This window comes from Pseudomonas sp. SB113 (genome assembly GCF_040754745.1).
Taxonomy (GTDB): domain Bacteria; phylum Pseudomonadota; class Gammaproteobacteria; order Pseudomonadales; family Pseudomonadaceae; genus Aquipseudomonas; species Aquipseudomonas grimontii.
Genome location: NZ_JBFMHW010000001.1, coordinates 430,725 through 448,775, shown reverse-complemented (window position 1 = coordinate 448,775; position 18,051 = coordinate 430,725). Strand labels below are relative to the sequence as shown.

Genomic DNA, 18,051 nt, shown 5'->3' with positions numbered 1-18,051 from the left:
GGATTTAATGACTCCCTTGCCTGCACCGCTGCGCTGGCTGCATTCCCTTGAGTGGCGCCGTGGTTTTTTTGACTGGGCACGCAGTGACGGCGTGACTTGGGTATACATCTTCAAGGTGCTGATCGCCGCGTTCCTCACGCTGTGGCTGGCGATGCGCCTGGAACTGCCGCAACCACGCACCGCGATGATCACCGTATTTATCGTGATGCAACCGCAGAGCGGCCAGGTGTTCGCCAAGAGCTTCTATCGTTTCCTCGGCACCCTGGCGGGGTCGGCGGTGATGGTGTTGTTGATCGCCTTGTTTGCGCAGAACACCGAGTTGTTCCTCGGCGCATTGGCGATCTGGGTCGGTATTTGCACCGCTGGCGCGACGCGTAACCGCAACTTTCGCGCCTATGGGTTCGTGCTCGCGGGGTATACGGCAGCGATGGTCGGCCTGCCGGCCCTGGCCCATCCCGACGGTGCCTTTATGGCGGCGGTCTGGCGGGTGTTGGAAATCTCCCTGGGGATTCTGTGCTCTACGCTGGTCAGCGCGGCGATCCTGCCGCAGACCTCCAGCGCCGCCATGCGCAATGCGCTTTATCAGCGCTTTGGCGTGTTTGCGCTGTTTGTCACCGACGGCCTGCGTGGGCGCAGCCAACGTGAGGGTTTCGAGGCCAGCAACGTGCGCTTTATCGCCGAGGCCGTGGGCCTGGAAGGGCTGCGCAGCCTCACGGTGTTCGAAGACCCGCATATGCGCCGGCGCAATGGCCGGCTCAGCCGCCTCAATAGCGAGTTCATGAGCATCACCACGCGCTTCAATGCCTTGCACCAATTGCTCGAACGCTTGCGTACGGACTCCGCGGACCATGTGGTGGCGGCGATCAAACCGGGCCTGCAGGACCTGGCCGAAGTGCTCGACGGCTTCTCCGGTCGTGCCCTCACCAGTCCCGATGCCGCGCGCCTGGTCTACCAGCTCAGCGCCTACAAAGACGGCTTGCCCGCCAAGGTGCGCAGCCTGCGCGCGACCTTCCAGGAGGGCTGCCCGAGCGAAGCCGAGCAACTGGATTTTCACACCGCTTATGAGCTGCTCTACCGCTTCGTCGATGACCTGCACAACTACGCGCAAACCCATGCCTCCCTGGCCGATCACAGCCATGCACGGGAGCAATGGGACGAAACCTTCAGCCCGAAAACCAACTGGCTGGCCTGCGCCGCCTCGGGGATTCGCGCGTCGTTCATCCTGATCGTGCTGGGCAGTTATTGGGTGGCCACGGCCTGGCCCAGCGGTGCCACCATGACCATGATCGCCGCTGCTACGGTCGGCCTGTCCGCCGCTACGCCCAACCCCAAGCGCATGGCCTTCCAGATGGCCTGCGGCACTTTGATCGGTGCGTTGGTAGGCTTTGTCGACATGTTCTTCGTGTTCCCGTGGATCGACGGCTTCCCGCTGCTGTGCGTGATGCTCGCGCCGGTGATCATCCTCGGTGCTTTCCTCGCTTCACGCCCGCAATACGCCGGGGTCGGCGTGGGCCTGCTGATTTTCTTCAGCACCGGCTCGGTGCCGGACAACCTCACGGTCTACAACCCCTACACCTTTATCAACGACTACATCGCCATGATCATCGGCATGCTGGTGTGTGCGGCGGCGGGAGCGATCATCCTGCCGCCCAATAGCCGCTGGCTGTGGCGCCGCCTGGAGCAGGACCTGCGCGAACAGGTGGTGTATGCCATCAGCGGCAAGCTCAAGGGGTTGGCGTCGAGTTTCGAAAGCCGCACCCGTGACCTGCTGCACCAGGCCTATGGCCTCGCTGTCGGCCAGCCGCAAGTGCAACGCGACCTGCTGCGCTGGATGTTCGTGGTGCTGGAAATCGGCCACGCGATCATCGAGTTGCGCAAGGAACAAGCGATCCTGCCGGTGCACCCGGCCTACGCCGAGTCCCAGCCCTGGCGCCAGGCGATCCGGGTGATGGGCCGCTCGTTGGTGCGACTGTTCCTGCAACCCAGCGCCAGCAACCTGGAGCGTGGCCTGATCGCCGTCGACCACGCCATCAGCCGCGTGCAGGCCACCGACGAACCCTTCGCCCCGCACTTCGACACCTCGGCCCTGCGCCGGGTGAAAAGCTACCTGCACTTTATCCGCACCTCGTTGCTGGACCCGCAATCACCGCTGGCGGCCCTCAAAGGAACCCCGAATGCCTCGTGAAATCGCATTCCACGGCATTTATATGCCGACCATGACCCTGATGTTCCTGATCGCGGCCGCGCTGGCCTGGGCCCTTGACCGCTTCCTGGCCGGGTTCGACCTGTACCGTTTTTTCTGGCACCCGGCGTTGTTGCGCCTGAGCCTGTTCGTTTGCCTGTTCGGCGCCCTGGCGCTGACCGTCTACCGTTGAGAATGCCCCGATGAAAAAGTTTTTCAGCCTGCTCGCGACCTTGCTGGTACTGGCTTTGGCGATCTGGATTGGCCGCACGTTGTGGGTGCACTACATGGAAACGCCATGGACCCGCGACGGCCGGGTGCGCGCCGACATCATCAACGTGGCGGCCGACGTCACCGGCGAAGTGGTCGACGTCCCGGTGCGCGATAACCAGTTGGTGAAAAAGGGCGACCTGCTGATGCAGATCGACCCCGAGCACTACCGCATTGCCGTCAAACAGGCGCAATCCCTCGTGGCCTCCCGCAAAGCCACCTGGGAAATGCGCAAGGTCAACGCCCACCGCCGCGCCGACCTCGACGCCCTGGTGATCTCCAAGGAAAACCGCGACGACGCCAGCAACATCGCCGACTCGGCCCTGGCGGACTACCAGCACGCGCTGGCACAACTCGAAGCGGCCGAACTCAACTTGAAACGCACCCAGGTCGTGGCGGCGGTGGACGGCTACGTCACCAACCTCAACGTGCATCGCGGCGACTACGCACGCATCGGCGAAGCCAAGATGGCCGTGGTCGATATGAACTCGTTCTGGGTCTATGGCTTCTTCGAAGAAACCAAGTTGCCCCATGTGAAAGTCGGCGACAAAGCCGACATGCAACTGATGAGCGGCGAGACGTTGAAGGGGCACGTAGAAAGCATCTCGCGCGGCATCTACGACCGTGACAACCCGGAGAGTCGCGAGCTGATCGCCGATGTGAACCCGACGTTCAACTGGGTAAGGCTGGCCCAGCGGGTGCCGGTGCGGATTCACATTGATGAAGTGCCTGAGGGGGTGTTGTTGGCGGCGGGGATTACGTGCACGGTGATCGTTAACCAAACGCCGAACTGAAATGTGGAAGGGGGCTTGAGCCCCCTCCCACATTCGATTTTTGTTGATAGGCAGATTGGGCACCGCTTCAGGTTTGTGCGTTGGCTCTGATTTTTCGTCGACGTTTGACCCGCAGCATGCTGACGAAGCGGCGGTGGTTTCTTGTATTAAGAATCAGCAGGCAGAACAGCGATTGAAATAGTGGGAATAGTGCAAACAACGTAACTGGGTTGTTCCCCAGGTAGCCTGCCGAAAGCAAGGCGTTCAAGGCCGCGACGCCTGCAAGCAGTGGCGGCCCAGAGCGAAACCCCACCGCCACCAAGGTCAGGCCAATGCACATGGCCAGTAGCAGTGCCATGCTCGCCACGACCGCATATTCGCCAGGGAGATAATTTATTCGTGCGTAATACGACAGGCTATGTGACAGGTTGCTGAACTGCTGACTAAGTTCATTGAGACCCCCATACCTACCGTGAATGCAAAACGTCGGGTGTATCGAGTTAACGTTCGGGGGGCTTGCAGGGTATTGATGTCATTGTTCATGGCTGCTGAACTCTTCATAAAGGCTGATAACAATAGGGTTGATATTTCCGGACCTGCCACTTCCCGCAAAATCACCCGTTTGGGCCTGATACTGCACAACGGCACAAACTCACGCAGCACCGTCACCTGATAGTCACTGTTGATATGCACTACCCCGGCCCCGACGATGGCCGGGTCGGCGTCAATGGTTCGATACAGTTTGGGCAGGTCCAGCAGACTCGTCAGTCGCTGGCGAGTCGTGGTGTGCGCATCCGGCACACCGCTTCGCAGGAAATTGCTTGGCATCCTTTCACCTGTGAGTAGACCGAGGTGAAAGAGCCTGGGGATAGTTTCCTTGTAATGATGTCAGGTCGTTCGCTGTTTTTTGTAGGATTTGGCCAGGCAGTTATTTCATTGCGCTACATAAGTTTCATGCAGATGACGCCACAGGAGTGCACCACTGGCCTGTTTCTCAAACACTGCGGTGGCACGGCGATTGTCGATAGCGTTCGTTGAACCTGGGACAGGGCCACGAGCACAGCATGAGATTGGCCCGGCCTTGTTAGCCAAAGAAACTAAATAGAGCGCCAATGCCGCCAGCTGGATCTGTACCCACCACGTTCGCGCCAACGATAACGCGTTGGTCGCCCCGCTCGGTTAACACCAAAGGGGTGGACATGACGGGGGCGTCCAGATCGATGTAGCCCTTATTGTTGAAGTCTATATTCAGCGAGCCATCGGCTTTGAATTGAGCGACGTATATCCAAGCGCCTTCGGATGCGGTCGTAAGGTTCCCAGAGTGTGTGTTCATGATGCGCTGCCAGCCAATGTCGCGGTTGTCATCAAATTGGCTGACCATCGGTTTGCCCTTATTGAACAGTTGATGCGCTGCGCCATTGGGGGTAATGGCCTGGATCAGGCCTTTCGTCGTTCTATTGTCGTTCAGGCCAACTTGACCGGCGCCAATAAGACTCTTGTCCGCTCGTTCAACGAGATCGTAAAGCGTGGTGTGATCCGCAATGCTATCAATGCGGTGAAAACCAGGGGTCTGCGGGCTGCCAAAACCGGTATCCGTGGTTCCGTCAGGGTTGAGGCGGGCGAAGAAGGCTGTTTGGAGCCCTGGGGTGAACTGGGCATGGCCCGCAATCACTATTTTGTAATCGCTACCTTGGCTGATGCATGCGTTGATGGCAGTTGCGGCAGCGGGGTCGAGAAGTTTGAAGTCGAGCTTGCCATTGCCGTTCAACCCAGTATCCAGCGCCCCATTGGGTAATAGGCGAAACAGCACACCTACGGTCAGGGCTGGATTGTTGCGTTTTGAATAATTGGCGCTCACCAGAATGCATCCGTCCTGTTGGACATGCACTTTTACCGAGTCCTCTGTCAGCCCTTCATCTGGCCTGGTTTGAAGAATGCACCAGCCTTGTTCGGCAAAATTTGTGTCGGGGCTGCCCTTGCTGTCGAAGCGCGCAACAACCAAGTCTGCCCAGTTATCGTATGAGCTGCGCGATGTCCAGCCAGCCATCAGGATTTTTCCGTCGGCCTGTAGAGTCAGCCCTGAACCTCCGGCCGGTAACGACGGCACAAAATCACCGGTGACCAGTGCATTTTGCGTAAACGTCGTATCCAGGCTCCCGTTGAGGTTCAGGCGCCCTAAACCATAGACGTAATGATCTTTTTTAAACAGGCTGGCACTGAACAGAAGCTTGCCGTCGTTATCCGTAGCAAGCCCCTTGAGTCGAAAACGAACGGTCAGGCCAGGAATATCGTTGAGAATCGAAGACAGGGTTGTGTTCCCATTGATGCCAAAGCCGGGGTCCGGGGTACCGGGTTGTTCCAATGAATCACTGTTGGATGAACTCATCGCAGCATTCCTTCGCGCAGTGAAGAGGACGATGTGCCAAGTCGATAAGCAGCAGGCTTTGGCTGGAATACCGTTCAAGTCTGTTCTCGGTGCAATACCTCGTCTACTGTCAAATCTAACAGGTGCTAGTGGCCATTATTGGCTACGAGCCTGAGGCACAAATGTCTCATGCAGATGACGCCAAAGCATCGTGCCACTGGCCAGCTTCTCGAACACTACCGTCGCACGGCGATCCGTCTGTGTGCCGCTGGCGTCGACCTGATGCTCGCGATAAGTCACCGTCGCTCCGCGCGCATGCCGGTCAATCCCGGTCATTTCACTCAAGGTGATCTTCAACCCCGGGCGCATTCCTCCCAGACGAGTGAACAGCGCGTTGACCCCGGCTGCATTGACGCGTGCGCCGGTGGCGGGGGCGATCATGCTGAACTCGGGCGAGAAGCGCGCAAGCAGACTTTTCAGGGTGCCTTCTGGCGCAACACCGGCAAACCATTGTTCGATTTCGACGTGGGTCTGGATCACTTCTTCAAAAAAATCGCTGTAGTCGATCATTGGGCACTCGCTGTTAGGCGCCGAGCTGACGAATCACGTTCACCAGAACGGGGGAGAAGGGTTTTAGACGGTTGTTGGTGTCGGGCTGTTCCAGCTCTTCCTTGAGCAGCGTCAGTAAGTCGAAGTCGGCCACTTCAAGACCGTCGCCCTCCATCCCGCTGTCGTAGAGCAGTGCATCCAGGATCGACTTTCTAGCGCCGAACAAGGCGCGATTGTTTTCGCGACAGTCGCCAAGGTTTAACACTTGGATGGAGGTCACTGCTCTGGGGCTTAGGCCTTCTACACGGCCAGACAGATAAAATTTCAGCTCGGTTTCGCACTCATCCATCAGGGATGTCAGCGGCAAAACCTGATGTGCGTGCGCTCGTCCGCACTGTTTGCTGCGGTTGCAACTGGCGACGATATTGGAGAAGTCTAACGAGCGGCGGGGTGCGACCTCTCTGGCCTCAACGTGTTCGTTGTGGGCGCTGTCTGATGAGATTTCGTGGCAGCAATATGCGCATAAGCCATGTTGTTCTTCCACGCAGGCTTGGCGGATGCGGGTTCTTTCTTCAGGACTTAAATCTGAGTAGCGGCCCGTCGGGTGTTTGCGCTTCCATTGCGTCAGGGCTGCTGGTTCCTCTCCTTTGGTGATCTTACGCACTGCGCAGCTCCAACTTGCGAATCAGCAGGGCGGCTTTGGCAAGTTCGATATGGCCAGGTTCAAGCTCTGCAGACAGCTCTTTAAAAAGTGTCTTGGCTTCTTTCAGTTTTTTGTCTTGCAGCAGCTCCAGCAAACGATCAAGGCGCGCCTGAACTTCGCTGTTGCGCACATCGGTGTCCATGACGCTGAGCAGTACTTGATTGGCGTCCAGGCCATAGAGACCGTTGCGTTCTTCCAGTTCGCCGTCGTCAAGGACGTAGCACAGAACGTTCTTGGTATCGCTGATCACCAGTGGAGAATGGGTGGTGAGGATGAATTGGCAGTTGGGGAAGGTTTCGGTGAGTTGGTGGATCAGGCGGCGTTGCCATTTGGGATGGAGGTGGAGGTCTACCTCGTCAATCAAAACAATGCCATAACCGTGCAGTGGGTTTAGCTGTGAAGGATTCATCATCGCGAGACGTCGTGCGATATCTCCGACCAAGGCCATCATCGACTTCTCGCCTTGGGAGAGCTGCGCTACGTTCAGTGTTTTACCAGCTTTATCGATAGCCATGTGTAGACGTGGCTTGCGTTGGACGCGAAGGTTGTTAAACCCCGGCATGAACTCACTAACGGCTGACCGCACTGCGCTCAACTGCCGGTCACGGGATGAAACGAACACTTTTTTAATGTACTCCCAGACGGCTTCGTCATTTTCTCCAAGCATATTCTTCATCGAATTCAACGTATTGCTGGAGGGGCCGGATTCGTTTTCGCTATCTTCTCGCTCACGAAACCACTCAAAGAATCGACTGAAGTCCACGCCTCGATTTAAGGAATTGTCGTAGCCGTCAATCTGATCGAATGTTTGGCGAGACTTTATGGCGAGCGGAATTTCAAGAACTGAGCGTTCAACCGGGTAGTAAGCAATCAGAGGCAGCGAAGCATCATCTAAAGCGGATAACTCTTTTCGGTAGTGATCTGCGAGCTTGGAAGACTCTGAGAGGTCACTGGCAGCGTTTGATTTTCGGCCTTTTCTAGACTTTGCCAGCGTCCATTGAGCGGAAAGACCGTATTCAGAAATTTGAATTTGTATGAAGGCACTATTCGAATCGTTATGAATGGTGTCCTCATCAATCGGACTTCCACTCCCGTTTTCGGAACGTATCCTCGCTACGAACCAACTGAGAGACGTCGCCAACGATTTCAGTATCGTCGTCTTCCCCGCCCCATTGTTCCCCACAAACACCGTCACCTTCGACGCGTGCTTATCAGTAGGCGCAAAGGCGACTTCCAAGTCGGTAAAACGACCGACGTTATTCAGTCGAATTTTTCTGATTTCCATCGCATTACCCTTGTGGGGCCAGTCAGTTTCTAGAGGCAGGCGGCGATTATGGCACTCATCCTGGGTTTTGGCAGGTGGGCTTCACCCTTGCTTACAACACACCGCCCAAGCCAAAGCGCTTCTTTAACACCGTCTCCAACAACCCCTTAGGCAACAACGCCGCCATCAACGGCAACGCCCGGCTGCCATTGCCCGAGCGTAACAGGCGCGGCGGTTGTGGTTGTTGCACCGCCTTGAGCACATCCGCCGCAAACACGCTGGCCGGGGTGGGCTTGTCCTGAGAGGCCTGGCTGCGTGCGCGAATACCTTCGCGCAACGGCCACCACGGCGATTTTTCGTTGATCAACAGCTCGGCCTGGGCGCCGGCGTTTTTTGCAAAGCTTGTATCGATGGCGCCGGGCTGCACTTCCATCACCCGTACGCCAAAGGGTGCCAGCTCCATGCGCAATGCATCACTCAACGCATGCACTGCCGCCTTGGAGGCGCAGTAGGCGCCGGCGAACGGCGTGACCAATACGCCGGAGACGCTGCCGATATTCACCACGAGGCCTTTACTGCGGCGCAGGGCCGGGAACAGCGCCTGGGTCACGCCGACGAGGGAAAATACATTGGTCTGGAACTGACGCTGCATCGCTTCGGTGCCGCCGTCGAGCAGCGGGCCCATGGCGCCGTAGCCAGCGTTGTTGACCAGCACATCCAGCTCACCCAGTTGTTCGGCCAGGCGCTGTAACGCGGCACTGTCGTTGACGTCGAGTTCGACTGCATTGAAACCCGCGGCGGCGAGGGCGGTTACGTCTTCCGGGCGGCGGGCGCTGGCCCACACGTTGAAACCGGCGGATTTGAAAGCATCGGCCAGGGCGCGGCCAATACCGCTGGAGCAACCGGTGATCAGTACGTTGGGCATGGATCAGTCCTTTGTCAGTCCGAGAAACTGCCTTGCAGGTGCTCGGCACGAAATTCCAGGGTTTGCGGACGGTAGCCGGGGCGCAGCGGCGGGGTGGGCAGGCAGTCGTCCCAGGTGGCGCCGGCCTGCAACTCGCCGGGGCCGCGATAGCGTGGAGCGGCGTAGACGTTGTCGGCCAGGTTGACGGTGTCGCCCGGTGCATAGGCGGCGACGCGCCAGCGCAGTTCGGTGAGGGGCACGTCGTTGCCGTTGTTCAGGGTCAGCTTGAGCGGTCGGTCGGCCGGGCATTCCTGCGGGGCGTAGGTGATGCGTAGTTCCAGGCGCGCCAGTTGTGAGGCTTCACGGTTGTCCAACCAGACCACCCAAACGGCTACGCAACCCAGGCCAGCCAAGGCAGCGAGGGAAACCGGAAGGGCTTTGGCCGGGTAGCGCAGCAGGAGGACCAGCCAGGTGATGATCAGCAAAACACCGAAGAACATAACAACAACCTCGCACAGGGATAAAACATCCTACTCGCGGGTTAACCCGGTTGCCTATCGTGGGGGGCTTTTTCCTCGTAGGCAGGTATTTACCTCCGGCGATACTGGGAACTGATTTGAATAGTTTTCCACAGAGTTTGTGCAAGGAGGCTTGGCTGATTTATGAGGGAGCTCAACCTCACACTTATACCAGGTGAACTATTTTATGAACGTTTCAGACGCTGCTGTAAGCCTGTCCACCCCTCTCAATGTATCCGCTTGCGCAGCGGCACCCAGTCACTCGGCAAGCGTCACTCAAGCGGGTGCCGACCCCAGCGAATTGCGCTCGGGACCTCGTATGCAGAGTCTGGGGCTCACGAGCTTGAAGCAAACTGTACTGCAAGGTATCAACGATCAGGTCCGTTCGCATTTTTTGCCATCCATGGCGCTTCACATCAAAGATTCGACTAAAGATAAAGCTTTTGGGGCAGTCTTGGCGGTGGGTGGTGCGGCGGCAAAAGTGGCCGGTAAACAGCTGGCAGGCTTGGGTGGCGTTTCCTCGAAAGTCGCAGGTTCGGTTCTTATGTGGGGGGGCAAAGCTGCCGAGAAAGTTGGCAAGAACACCTACCAAAATGCTGAACCCAAAAAAGATGGCAACTATAACGCCTTTGCCGCGCGTAACTGGGCTCGTTAAAAACCAGGCATGACAGCATGCCCTGGTTCGTCGGTACGCTTTGACGGGCATTGAACGAAAAAGCCCCCACCCAACCCACTGCGGATAGGGGACGCAATGGGCTGGGCGAGGGCTTCTTTTTACGACTGTTTTACTGCGCGATAGTTTTCACCGAAACGCCACGTTCAACCGGCGTCGAGCGACCATAGATATCTTCAAACCGCTCGATATCGTCTTCGCCCAGGTAGCTGCCCGATTGCACTTCGATGATCTCCAACGGGATCTTGCCCGGGTTGCGCAGGCGGTGCACCGAGGCGATCGGGATGTAGGTGGACTGGTTCTCGCAGAGCAGGAACACGTTCTCGTCACAGGTGACTTCGGCAGTGCCGCTGACCACGATCCAGTGTTCGGCGCGGTGGTGGTGCATTTGCAGCGACAGGCACGCACCCGGCTTGACCGAGATGTGCTTGACCTGGAAGCGGCCGCCCATGTCCACCGAGTCGTAGGAGCCCCACGGACGATAGACTTCGCAGTGGTTCTGGGTTTCGCTGCGGCCCTGTTCGTTGAGGGTGTTGACCATCTGCTTGACGCCCTGGACCTTGTCCTTGTGGGCAATCATCATCGCGTCCTTGGTTTCCACCACGACGATGTTTTCCAGGCCGATCACCGACACCAGTTTGCCGTTGCCGTGGATCATGCAGTTCTTGCTGTCCTGGATCACCACGTCGCCCTTGGTGACGTTGCCGTTGGCGTCTTTGTCGTTGACCGCCCACAGCGAGGCCCAGCAACCCACGTCGCTCCAACCTGCACTCAACGGCACCACGCAGGCGCGCTGGGTTTTTTCCATCACGGCGTAGTCGATGGAGTTGTCCGGGCAGCAGGCGAAGGTGGCTTCGTCGAAGGTCACGGTGTCGGCGTCTTGCTGGCTGCGTTCCAGGGTCAGCACGCAGGTGTCGTAGATGTCCGGATCGTGCTTTTTCAGCTCTTCCAGGAAGCGGCTGGCGCGGAACAGGAACATGCCGCTGTTCCAGAAGTAACCACCGCTTTTGACGAACTCGACGGCGCGTTTTTCATCGGGTTTTTCCACGAACTGTTGTACGCGGCTCACGCCTTCGGGCAGCAGCGAATCGTTGGTGGACTTGATGTAGCCGTAGCCGGTTTCCGGACGGGTCGCCGGCACGCCGAACAGCACCATCTCGCCACGCTCGGCGGCCACGGTGGCCAGGGCCAGGGCGCGTTGCAGGGCTTTCTGGTCGTCGATCACGTGGTCGGCCGGCAGGACCAGCATCAGTTCATCACGGCCTTCGTTGACCAGCATCATCGCGGTCAGGGCCACGGCCGGCGCGGTGTTGCGGCCGAACGGTTCCATCAGGATGCGCTGGCACTCCAGCTTACGGTTGGCCAGTTGCTCGTTGACGATGAAGCGATGGTCCTTGTTGCAGACCACGATCGGGGAGTCCATGCCTTCGAACACCAGGCGTTCCAGGGTTTGTTGGAACAGCGTGTGCTCGCCGGTCAGGGCCAGGAATTGTTTTGGGAACTGTTTACGGGAAAGCGGCCAAAGACGTGAGCCGCTACCACCGGAAAGGATTACTGGGATCATGTGTTTCTCCTTGAATCAATTTGGGTCAGAGCTACGAAGGTTTGTCGTTTCACTCTTGTTTTTGTCTCGTGTCCGGGTCGGCCGCAGCCGACCCGGAGAATTCATTCAGCGGGTCGATACCGGGCGTTTTACCCAGACTGGCGAAATGCTCGAACCCGAACCGGTCACGTACAGCACCGCGGCTTCACCGCGTTCCAGGGCCACCGGCTTGACGTCGCCGACTTTCTTGTCGCCGTCATACAGCGCCAGGCTGACCTTCACCGGGTTGATTTCGCGCTCGCCACGACCTTTGGCGGCCACCGACTTGACCACGTCGGTCTTGCCGTCGGCGGTCTTCAGGGTCAGGGCCTTGTCGCTCAGGTTCTGCACGCGCACCAGGGATTTCTGCTTGTTCTTGAACGGCGGTTCTTCGATCAGCTGTGGCTGGCCGCTGCTGTTGTTGACCAGGGTGTAGTAGTGATCGGCGGCGAGTTTGACCGGCACGGTCTGGCTGCCGATCTTGGCGCTGTAGTCGCCGCCGGGCATGAAGCTGAAGTCGCTGCTGGCCAGCGGGGCCACTTCGTTGAGGTTGGTGCTGCCAACTGTCGCGCTGACTTCCTGGTTGGAGGCGTTGTAGACACGCACGAAGCTTGAGCCTTTCGGTGCGACTGGGCCGTACAAGGCTGCGTCACCGGCGAAGGCGGACAGGGATACCAAGCTCATACCGGCAGCCAGGGCCAGAGTCTTAGCGAGACGACGCGGAGTAGTAGTGAAAGTCATGTGAGTTACCTCTCTTTCAGTTTTGCGCCCGGTCGGGCGTCTCGGATTTTTTAAGGGTGTTCTGTGCCATGTTTTGTTGGCGCGAACCGGCTTGTTTAAGTTGCGCAACCCACTTGGGGTCGGCATCACCGATTTCGTTGTTTACGGGCAGATAGCGTTCAGGAAACTCCCAGATCAGCACCTGTGGCGGGCTGTTCTTGAAGTCGTCACTTTTCAGGTAGCTGAGCATCGGCAGGATCGGGCCGTGGCCGTCTTCGGCATAGCTGACCACGTCGCTGCCGAGTGCTTGCTTGAGGGCGCCGACGAAGTTCCAGTTGGGGTTGGCGCTGTAGCTGGTGCCCACCAGTGCCACCGGGGTTTCGCTGTCGCTGAACAGCGCGTCGTCGCCTTTGGTTTCGGCCAGTTGCGTGACGCGTTTTTCCAGCGGCTCTTTCGGTGGCATCAGGTTTTCGAACAGCGGGTCCAGGGGCAGGAACAGACGCAGGTCGCCGTTGTGCGGCTCGGTCTTCTCGGCCTCGGTGACAAAACGCTGCGGCTCGCCGTGGAGCGGGGTCTTGTCGGCGATGGTTTTAGCCAACTGCTTGGCAGCGATTTCGGCACCGTCCGGGGTCCAGTGGGTGTCGGTGCGCAGGAACACTTGCTTGCCGCCCAGCTTGGCCTGTTGCAACGGGCCGAGCAGGTCCGGGGCGATGATCTTGTCGGCGGCGACACGGGCGTGGAAGTCCTGGTACAGGTTGGCGTGGATGCTCGCCGGTTTCACTTCACCCAGGTGTTCCGGGTACAGGCGCACCTTGGCCGGCACGATCGCCATCACCAGTTGGATGCCCTGGGCCTTGAGCTTCTGGCGCACGCCTTCGACCAGCGCGTAGTTGCCTTCAAGGTTCTGGTCTTCGTTGACGGCGGGGTTGAACTCCTCGTCGCTGTACAGCCAGTGATCGCGGCCCAGCACCACGCCAGGGCGGCCTTCATTGAACAGCTTGTAGTCCAGTGCAGCCCAGAGGTTGGTGCCCAATCGCTTGATCGGGAACGCCTCGTCGTAATGGGTCTCGACGGCCTTGGTCCAGCGACCGTTGAGCACGGTCGCGTCGGCGTTGGTGCTGAAGCCCAGGAAGCTGCGCAGCGACCAGGCGCCCAGGGCGAGCAGCACCACCAGGAACAGGCCGATATAGAGGACGCGCAATGATCGGGTCATGGTCGGCTCCCTCAGAATTGGAAGTAAAGGAACGGCGAGAAACTCTGCGCCGACAGTTTGAGAATCGACGCCACGAACAGCAGCAGCACCGCAGCGCGCATGGCGTAGCGTGGCCAGTCAGCGGTCCAGTAGGCCGGTTGCACGGCAGCGTCACGGCCAACGGTGAAACCTGGCTCGTGGATGCTGCCAGGGTTGTCGCCCGGCACGGCCTTGATCAGGCTCGGGTCGGCCGGCTTGGTTTTTTCCGCAGGGCGGTTGGTGTAGAAGTCACGCAGGCCGAAGAACGCCAACGTTGCGTACGCCACCACCAGGGTCGCCACTTGCAGGCCGGTGAGGTTGGCGCGGTTGAGTTCCGACAGCGACCACTCGCCAAAGCTGAACATCGCACCGTACATACGGCCGGCGACGTGCAGGTTTTCGGCGCGGAAGATTACCCAGCCCATCACCACCAGCAGGAACGTGAAGGCCCAGCGCAGGACGTTGAAACTGCGTGGTGCGGTGTTGAGGCCGATGGCTTTTTCAATCGCCAGCCACATGCCGTGCCAGGCACCCCAGACGATGTAGGTGATGTTCGCACCGTGCCACAGGCCACCGAGCAGCATGGTCAGGAACAGGTTGCGGTAGGTGGTCAGCGTGCCTTTACGGTTGCCGCCCAACGTGATGTACAGGTAGTCACGCAGCCAGGTGGACAGGCTGATGTGCCAGCGGCGCCAGAACTCGGTGATCGACTGGCTGATGTACGGCTGCTTGAAGTTTTCCATGAAGCGGAAACCCATCATCAAGCCCAGGCCGATGGCCATGTCGCTGTAGCCGGAGAAGTCGAAGTACAACTGCGCGGTGTAGGCCAGCGCCCCCAGCCAGGCATCGCCGGTGGTGGGGTTTTGCAGGGCAAAACAGTGGTCGGCCACCACCGCCAGGGTGTCGGCGATGAAGACCTTCTTGATGAAACCCTGCATGAACCGCGTGCAGCCCTCGGAGAACTTGTCGAGGGTGTGGGTGCGGTTATTGAACTGGTCGGCCAGGTCGCGGAAACGCAACACCGGGCCGGCGATCAAGTGCGGGAAGATCGCCACGAACGCCGCGAAGTCGATGAGGTTGCGGGTCGCCGGGGTATCGCCACGGTACACGTCGATGATGTAGCTGATGGACTCGAAGATGTAGAACGAGATCCCGATCGGCAACAGCACGTGGGTGAGGATGAATGGCTCCAGGCCCGCCGACTTCATCATCACGTTGATGCTGTCGACGCCGAAGTTGGCGTACTTGAAGTAGCCGAGGATGCACAGGTCGACCACCACGCCGAGCAGCAGCCAGCGCTGGGCCGGCTTGGTGCGCACGCCAGCGGCACCGACCTTGAGGCCGATCCAGTAGTTCCACAGCGTGACGGCCGCAAACAGCGCCAGGAAGTCCACTCGCCACCAGGCGTAGAACACGTAGCTGGCCAACAGCAGCAGCAGGTTGCGATAGCGTTGCCCGCTCAAGTAGTACAAGCCGAGAAAGATCGGCAAGAACAGAAACAGGAACACATTGGACGAGAAAACCATCCCGATCTCTCCATGTTTAACCAACAGTCAAGGGCCGCAGCCCCCCAAACCCCCCCACGAATTCCGGGGAGGGCGGTACAACAATTTCACTGTCAAGCGCGGTTCAAGTGTGGGAGGGGGCTTGCCCCCGATAGTGGTGTGTCATTCAACACAGATGGCGACTGTTACACCGCCATCGGGAGCAAGCCCCCTCCCACATTTCTAACCGCGTTCCGTCAGCTGCCTTTGTTGCCTTTTTCATGCGCCGGGTCGTAGACCTTGGTCAGGTCACCCCCGAGGCGGAAGGTCTTGAACGGTTGCATCCCATGCTTGCGCTCGATCACATCCGGCGCGCAGGTGTAGAGGGTGCAGAACGGTTCGAGCCAGGCATACTTCATGTCCTCCTTGAGGTCCTTCATGTCCTGCTCTTTGCCGTTCTTCTGTTCGAAGATCTCCGGGTCCTTGACCCCGGCCAGCACTTTGTCGCCCAGGCGCTTGAGCGCGCTGTTGTTTTCCTGGCGCAGGTCAACCCCGTTGACCAGGGCAAAACTGGCGATCATCGACAGTGGCGGCAATGCGTAGTTGTGGTACGACAAGGCGCGTTGCTGACGCTTCAATTCGTTGGGCAGGAAGCCCTGGTCGTCGACCTGGTTCACGCCGACTTTGTATTCCTTCACGGCCCAATCAAACAGGTCGCGACGGTTGGTGGCGATGGAGGTTGCCATCACCGACCAGGCGGCCCAATAGGAGTGGTTGTTGGTTTTTTCCAGCGGCAGGTTGTCCCAGTCGCTGACCACCTGATCGGCCAGTTTGTTGAACCAGGCTTCGATCAGTTGCGACTCCTGCTGGTGGTTGGCCAACGGGTGCGAGTCGGAGAACTTCAGGCGTACATAGGCCGACGCCATGCTGCCCAGTGCCCATTTGCGCATGGACTTGCCGGTGTGGTTGAAGTCCTTGGACATCAACGCATCGGCCTTGGCCCAACTGGTCAGCCAGTTGAGCGTGCATTCCAGTTGTTCCGGACGACCGTCGCGCATGAACTGCATCACGCGCTTGCTGGTGTCTTTTTCCAGCTTGGTGATGTCGGCGGTGCTGTCGCGAAAGGCTTTTTCCGACTGAACATTCAGCGTGGAACGGGCCTTGTCGGAGCCTTCGTACTTGCTGCGAAATTGCAGCGAGCCAGTGTACGGCGCCGGCATGGCATCGCAGTCATTCTTGAAGTCGCCGGTCTTGAACGCTTCAATCGGTGCGAAATAGCCCTGGGGCGGACGCAGTGGCGCGGCGGCGTTGGCTGCACCGGCGAAGATCGCCAGGCCCAGCAACGATGGAATCAATAACTTCTGCATAAGTAACCTCATTGCCCTGTCGAGGCAGTCTGTTGACCACCCGCTGGGAATACGTTGCGTGTGCAAATTTTCGCTTCGACCTTCTGCGCGGCAGCACCCGCTTCGGGGCCCTGCACTTCCACGGCCAGCAAGTTCTGCGAGGCCCAGTCTTCATCGGTGCGCAGTTCAAAGGCGAAACGCCCGTCTGTATCGGATGTTTCGGGTTTCTCGATCTTGATGTCCTCGTGGCGCCCGTTCATGTACCAGAGGGTGGCTTGCAAGGTTTTCACCGACGGGTCGGCGAAGCGGATATCAACCTGGTGATTGGCATTACGCAGGTCTTTGTTCGAACTGTTAACCATCAATTCGTTCTTGCCGGGTTTCAATGTAGTGCTCGCGCTCATCTGCGCGGTCTTGCCTTCGCAGCCGTTGTCGAGCAGCGACATCATCTGGCGGTAGATGGTCTCCTGGTCCAGGCGATACAGCGGCGAAAACTCCCAGATAAGGATTTTCGGCGGGCTCTTCTGGAATTCGTCGCTGCCCAGGTACTGGATCATCGAGCCTTCCAGGCCACCGCCGGGGAAGGCGACGTTGAGGATGTCGGCGCCGATTTCTTCTTCCAGGAACCCGGCGAAGTTGTAGTTCTTGCCGCTGTGGCTGGTGCCCACCAGGGTGATCTGCGGGTTGCCTGAATCGCCGAACAGGTCGCCATCACCGGCTTCGCCTTTCGGCTCGGTGGTGAACTGGTCCATGTACTGGATCGCATAGCTGGTGCCGCACAGTTGCCCGGCCATGTTGTGCAGGGTGCCGGTCTTGCCCATGCGCCCGGAGCGCTTGGTCTCGAATTCGCGCTTGGGTATCTCGGCGTACTCAGGCATCTGCTTGATCTTGGCCGCGACGATTTTCGCCGTGCGCTGGGCGCCGTATGGGGTCCAGTGTTGGTCGCCACGGAAGTAGAAATCGTGGGCCGGCAATTCATCCGGCAATTGCTCATTGGTCAACGGCGACAGGTCCGGCACCACGTAGCCCATCTTGGCGAAACGGCCGAGCATGGTTTTGTAGTTGCCCAGGGCTTTGTCGAAATCGAACGAAGCTTTTTCGGCAGGGTTGAGCTTGTTGCGGTTCACCAGGCCACGGGTCGGCTGGTAGACCACCACCAGTTCTACGCCCTTGGCCTTGAACGCATCGTGTAGCTGCTGCATGCGTTTGTAGCCGGAAGGGCTAGTGTCGAATTCGGTGCGCAGGTCTTCCTGGGTACGGAACAGCCAGTCGCCCTGGGCTTGTACCAGGGTGGTGAAGTTCTGCTGGTAGCGCGTGGTGTAGTTCTTCGCGTCGTGCGCGGCGGGGCACAGGCTGCAGCACGGTTCGGCGCTGAACGTTGGGGCTTTCACTTCATCGGCGCGTACGCCCTGGCTGGCCGCGAGCAGGCCGAGGGTCAGACCCGAGAGGCTCAGCAGTTTGATCATGTGTGGGTGCATAAGGGTCAT

Annotated in this window: 17 protein-coding genes and 2 pseudogenes; 4 read left to right on the top strand and 15 right to left on the bottom strand. The window is 58.9% G+C overall.

Translation table 11 applies throughout. From position 1 onward, the window contains the following. Window positions 1–7 precede the first annotated feature (7 nt). From AB1462_RS02080 to AB1462_RS02070, 3 genes are read left to right on the top strand one after another with little or no spacing between them, the layout of a single operon-like run. A complete protein-coding gene (locus tag AB1462_RS02080) occupies window positions 8–2,185 on the top strand; it encodes an FUSC family protein (RefSeq protein ID WP_367246074.1) in 2,178 nt (725 codons plus the stop codon). After that, window positions 2,175–2,375, top strand: a complete 201-nt coding sequence (locus AB1462_RS02075; protein WP_027604741.1) for a DUF1656 domain-containing protein — start codon at window positions 2,175–2,177, stop codon at window positions 2,373–2,375. Before AB1462_RS02080 ends, AB1462_RS02075 begins: the two co-directional genes overlap by 11 nt. Before the next feature lie 10 nt (window positions 2,376–2,385). Then, a complete protein-coding gene (locus AB1462_RS02070; RefSeq protein WP_259192211.1) occupies window positions 2,386–3,246 on the top strand; it encodes an HlyD family secretion protein in 861 nt (286 codons plus the stop codon). A 67-nt stretch (window positions 3,247–3,313) separates the two neighbouring features. Here the strand turns inward: AB1462_RS02070 and AB1462_RS02065 are convergent, their stop codons facing one another. The 9 genes and pseudogenes from AB1462_RS02065 to AB1462_RS02025 all read right to left on the bottom strand — a co-directional run bounded on the left by AB1462_RS02065 (window position 3,314) and on the right by AB1462_RS02025 (window position 9,510). Next, window positions 3,314–3,583, bottom strand: coding sequence for a hypothetical protein (locus tag AB1462_RS02065; protein WP_244176430.1), 270 nt, complete (start codon window positions 3,581–3,583; stop codon window positions 3,314–3,316). Window positions 3,584–3,828: 245 nt separating this feature from the next. Further along, a pseudogene (locus AB1462_RS02060) lies at window positions 3,829–4,053 on the bottom strand (NAD synthetase); the annotation flags it as partial. 105 nt (window positions 4,054–4,158) lie between these two features. Beyond that, window positions 4,159–4,242 (bottom strand): annotated as a pseudogene (locus AB1462_RS02055) (DUF4440 domain-containing protein); the annotation flags it as partial. Window positions 4,243–4,309: 67 nt separating this feature from the next. Further along, window positions 4,310–5,611, bottom strand: a complete 1,302-nt coding sequence (locus AB1462_RS02050) for a hypothetical protein (protein ID WP_367246073.1) — start codon at window positions 5,609–5,611, stop codon at window positions 4,310–4,312. A gap of 135 nt (window positions 5,612–5,746) precedes the next feature. Next, a complete protein-coding gene (locus AB1462_RS02045; protein WP_090409244.1) occupies window positions 5,747–6,160 on the bottom strand; it encodes a DUF4440 domain-containing protein in 414 nt (137 codons plus the stop codon). A 13-nt stretch (window positions 6,161–6,173) separates the two neighbouring features. After that, the gene (locus AB1462_RS02040; RefSeq protein ID WP_090409241.1) at window positions 6,174–6,803 is read right to left on the bottom strand and encodes a retron system putative HNH endonuclease; all 630 of its coding nucleotides are present in this window, start codon (window positions 6,801–6,803) and stop codon (window positions 6,174–6,176) included. Then, window positions 6,796–8,127: an AAA family ATPase gene (locus tag AB1462_RS02035; protein ID WP_259192208.1), complete on the bottom strand. Its 1,332-nt coding sequence runs from the start codon at window positions 8,125–8,127 to the stop codon at window positions 6,796–6,798. Before AB1462_RS02035 ends, AB1462_RS02040 begins: the two co-directional genes overlap by 8 nt. 91 nt (window positions 8,128–8,218) lie before the next feature. Beyond that, window positions 8,219–9,031, bottom strand: coding sequence for an SDR family oxidoreductase (locus AB1462_RS02030; RefSeq protein ID WP_259192207.1), 813 nt, complete (start codon window positions 9,029–9,031; stop codon window positions 8,219–8,221). A 14-nt stretch (window positions 9,032–9,045) separates the two neighbouring features. Next, window positions 9,046–9,510 carry a multidrug transporter gene (locus AB1462_RS02025; protein WP_090409233.1) on the bottom strand — a complete coding sequence of 155 codons (465 nt, stop codon included), beginning with the start codon at window positions 9,508–9,510 and terminating at the stop codon, window positions 9,046–9,048. 361 nt (window positions 9,511–9,871) lie between these two features. Between AB1462_RS02025 and AB1462_RS02020 the strand changes: the two genes are divergently transcribed. Next, window positions 9,872–10,183: a hypothetical protein gene (locus AB1462_RS02020; protein WP_367246072.1), complete on the top strand. Its 312-nt coding sequence runs from the start codon at window positions 9,872–9,874 to the stop codon at window positions 10,181–10,183. 130 nt (window positions 10,184–10,313) lie between these two features. Here the strand turns inward: AB1462_RS02020 and AB1462_RS02015 are convergent, their stop codons facing one another. The 6 genes from AB1462_RS02015 to AB1462_RS01990 all read right to left on the bottom strand — a co-directional run bounded on the left by AB1462_RS02015 (window position 10,314) and on the right by AB1462_RS01990 (window position 18,042). Further along, window positions 10,314–11,765 (bottom strand): mannose-1-phosphate guanylyltransferase/mannose-6-phosphate isomerase, encoded by a 1,452-nt coding sequence (locus tag AB1462_RS02015; RefSeq protein ID WP_027604735.1) that lies wholly within the window; start codon window positions 11,763–11,765, stop codon window positions 10,314–10,316. A 105-nt stretch (window positions 11,766–11,870) separates the two neighbouring features. Continuing rightward, entirely contained in the window at window positions 11,871–12,524 is a 654-nt protein-coding gene (locus AB1462_RS02010) for an alginate O-acetyltransferase AlgF (protein WP_259192205.1), read from the bottom strand. Between the two features lie 16 nt (window positions 12,525–12,540). Then, window positions 12,541–13,716 carry an alginate O-acetyltransferase gene (locus tag AB1462_RS02005; RefSeq protein ID WP_259192204.1) on the bottom strand — a complete coding sequence of 392 codons (1,176 nt, stop codon included), beginning with the start codon at window positions 13,714–13,716 and terminating at the stop codon, window positions 12,541–12,543. An 11-nt stretch (window positions 13,717–13,727) separates the two neighbouring features. Beyond that, window positions 13,728–15,260 (bottom strand): MBOAT family protein, encoded by a 1,533-nt coding sequence (locus AB1462_RS02000; protein WP_065938586.1) that lies wholly within the window; start codon window positions 15,258–15,260, stop codon window positions 13,728–13,730. Window positions 15,261–15,475: 215 nt separating this feature from the next. Then, on the bottom strand, window positions 15,476–16,585 hold the full coding sequence (locus AB1462_RS01995; RefSeq protein WP_090409225.1) for a mannuronate-specific alginate lyase: 1,110 nt from the start codon (window positions 16,583–16,585) through the stop codon (window positions 15,476–15,478). 8 nt (window positions 16,586–16,593) lie between these two features. Then, entirely contained in the window at window positions 16,594–18,042 is a 1,449-nt protein-coding gene (locus AB1462_RS01990) for an alginate O-acetyltransferase (RefSeq protein ID WP_090410146.1), read from the bottom strand. Between the last annotated feature and the right edge of the window lie 9 nt (window positions 18,043–18,051).

Excerpts from the sequence above, each read along its gene's own strand:
- AB1462_RS02030 (WP_259192207.1), bottom strand. The coding sequence starts at position 9,031 with ATGCCCAACGTACTGATCACCGGTTGCTCCAGCGGTATTGGCCGCGCC.
- AB1462_RS02025 (WP_090409233.1), bottom strand. The coding sequence starts at position 9,510 with ATGTTCTTCGGTGTTTTGCTGATCATCACCTGGCTGGTCCTCCTGCTG.
- AB1462_RS02080 (WP_367246074.1), top strand. The coding sequence starts at position 8 with ATGACTCCCTTGCCTGCACCGCTGCGCTGGCTGCATTCCCTTGAGTGG.
- AB1462_RS02075 (WP_027604741.1), top strand. The coding sequence starts at position 2,175 with ATGCCTCGTGAAATCGCATTCCACGGCATTTATATGCCGACCATGACC.
- AB1462_RS02050 (WP_367246073.1), bottom strand. The coding sequence starts at position 5,611 with ATGAGTTCATCCAACAGTGATTCATTGGAACAACCCGGTACCCCGGAC.
- AB1462_RS02005 (WP_259192204.1), bottom strand. The coding sequence starts at position 13,716 with ATGACCCGATCATTGCGCGTCCTCTATATCGGCCTGTTCCTGGTGGTG.
- AB1462_RS02015 (WP_027604735.1), bottom strand. The coding sequence starts at position 11,765 with ATGATCCCAGTAATCCTTTCCGGTGGTAGCGGCTCACGTCTTTGGCCG.
- AB1462_RS02000 (WP_065938586.1), bottom strand. The coding sequence starts at position 15,260 with ATGGTTTTCTCGTCCAATGTGTTCCTGTTTCTGTTCTTGCCGATCTTT.
- AB1462_RS02070 (WP_259192211.1), top strand. The coding sequence starts at position 2,386 with ATGAAAAAGTTTTTCAGCCTGCTCGCGACCTTGCTGGTACTGGCTTTG.
- AB1462_RS02045 (WP_090409244.1), bottom strand. The coding sequence starts at position 6,160 with ATGATCGACTACAGCGATTTTTTTGAAGAAGTGATCCAGACCCACGTC.
- AB1462_RS02065 (WP_244176430.1), bottom strand. The coding sequence starts at position 3,583 with ATGGCACTGCTACTGGCCATGTGCATTGGCCTGACCTTGGTGGCGGTG.
- AB1462_RS01995 (WP_090409225.1), bottom strand. The coding sequence starts at position 16,585 with ATGCAGAAGTTATTGATTCCATCGTTGCTGGGCCTGGCGATCTTCGCC.
- AB1462_RS02035 (WP_259192208.1), bottom strand. The coding sequence starts at position 8,127 with ATGGAAATCAGAAAAATTCGACTGAATAACGTCGGTCGTTTTACCGAC.
- AB1462_RS01990 (WP_090410146.1), bottom strand. The coding sequence starts at position 18,042 with ATGCACCCACACATGATCAAACTGCTGAGCCTCTCGGGTCTGACCCTC.
- AB1462_RS02010 (WP_259192205.1), bottom strand. The coding sequence starts at position 12,524 with ATGACTTTCACTACTACTCCGCGTCGTCTCGCTAAGACTCTGGCCCTG.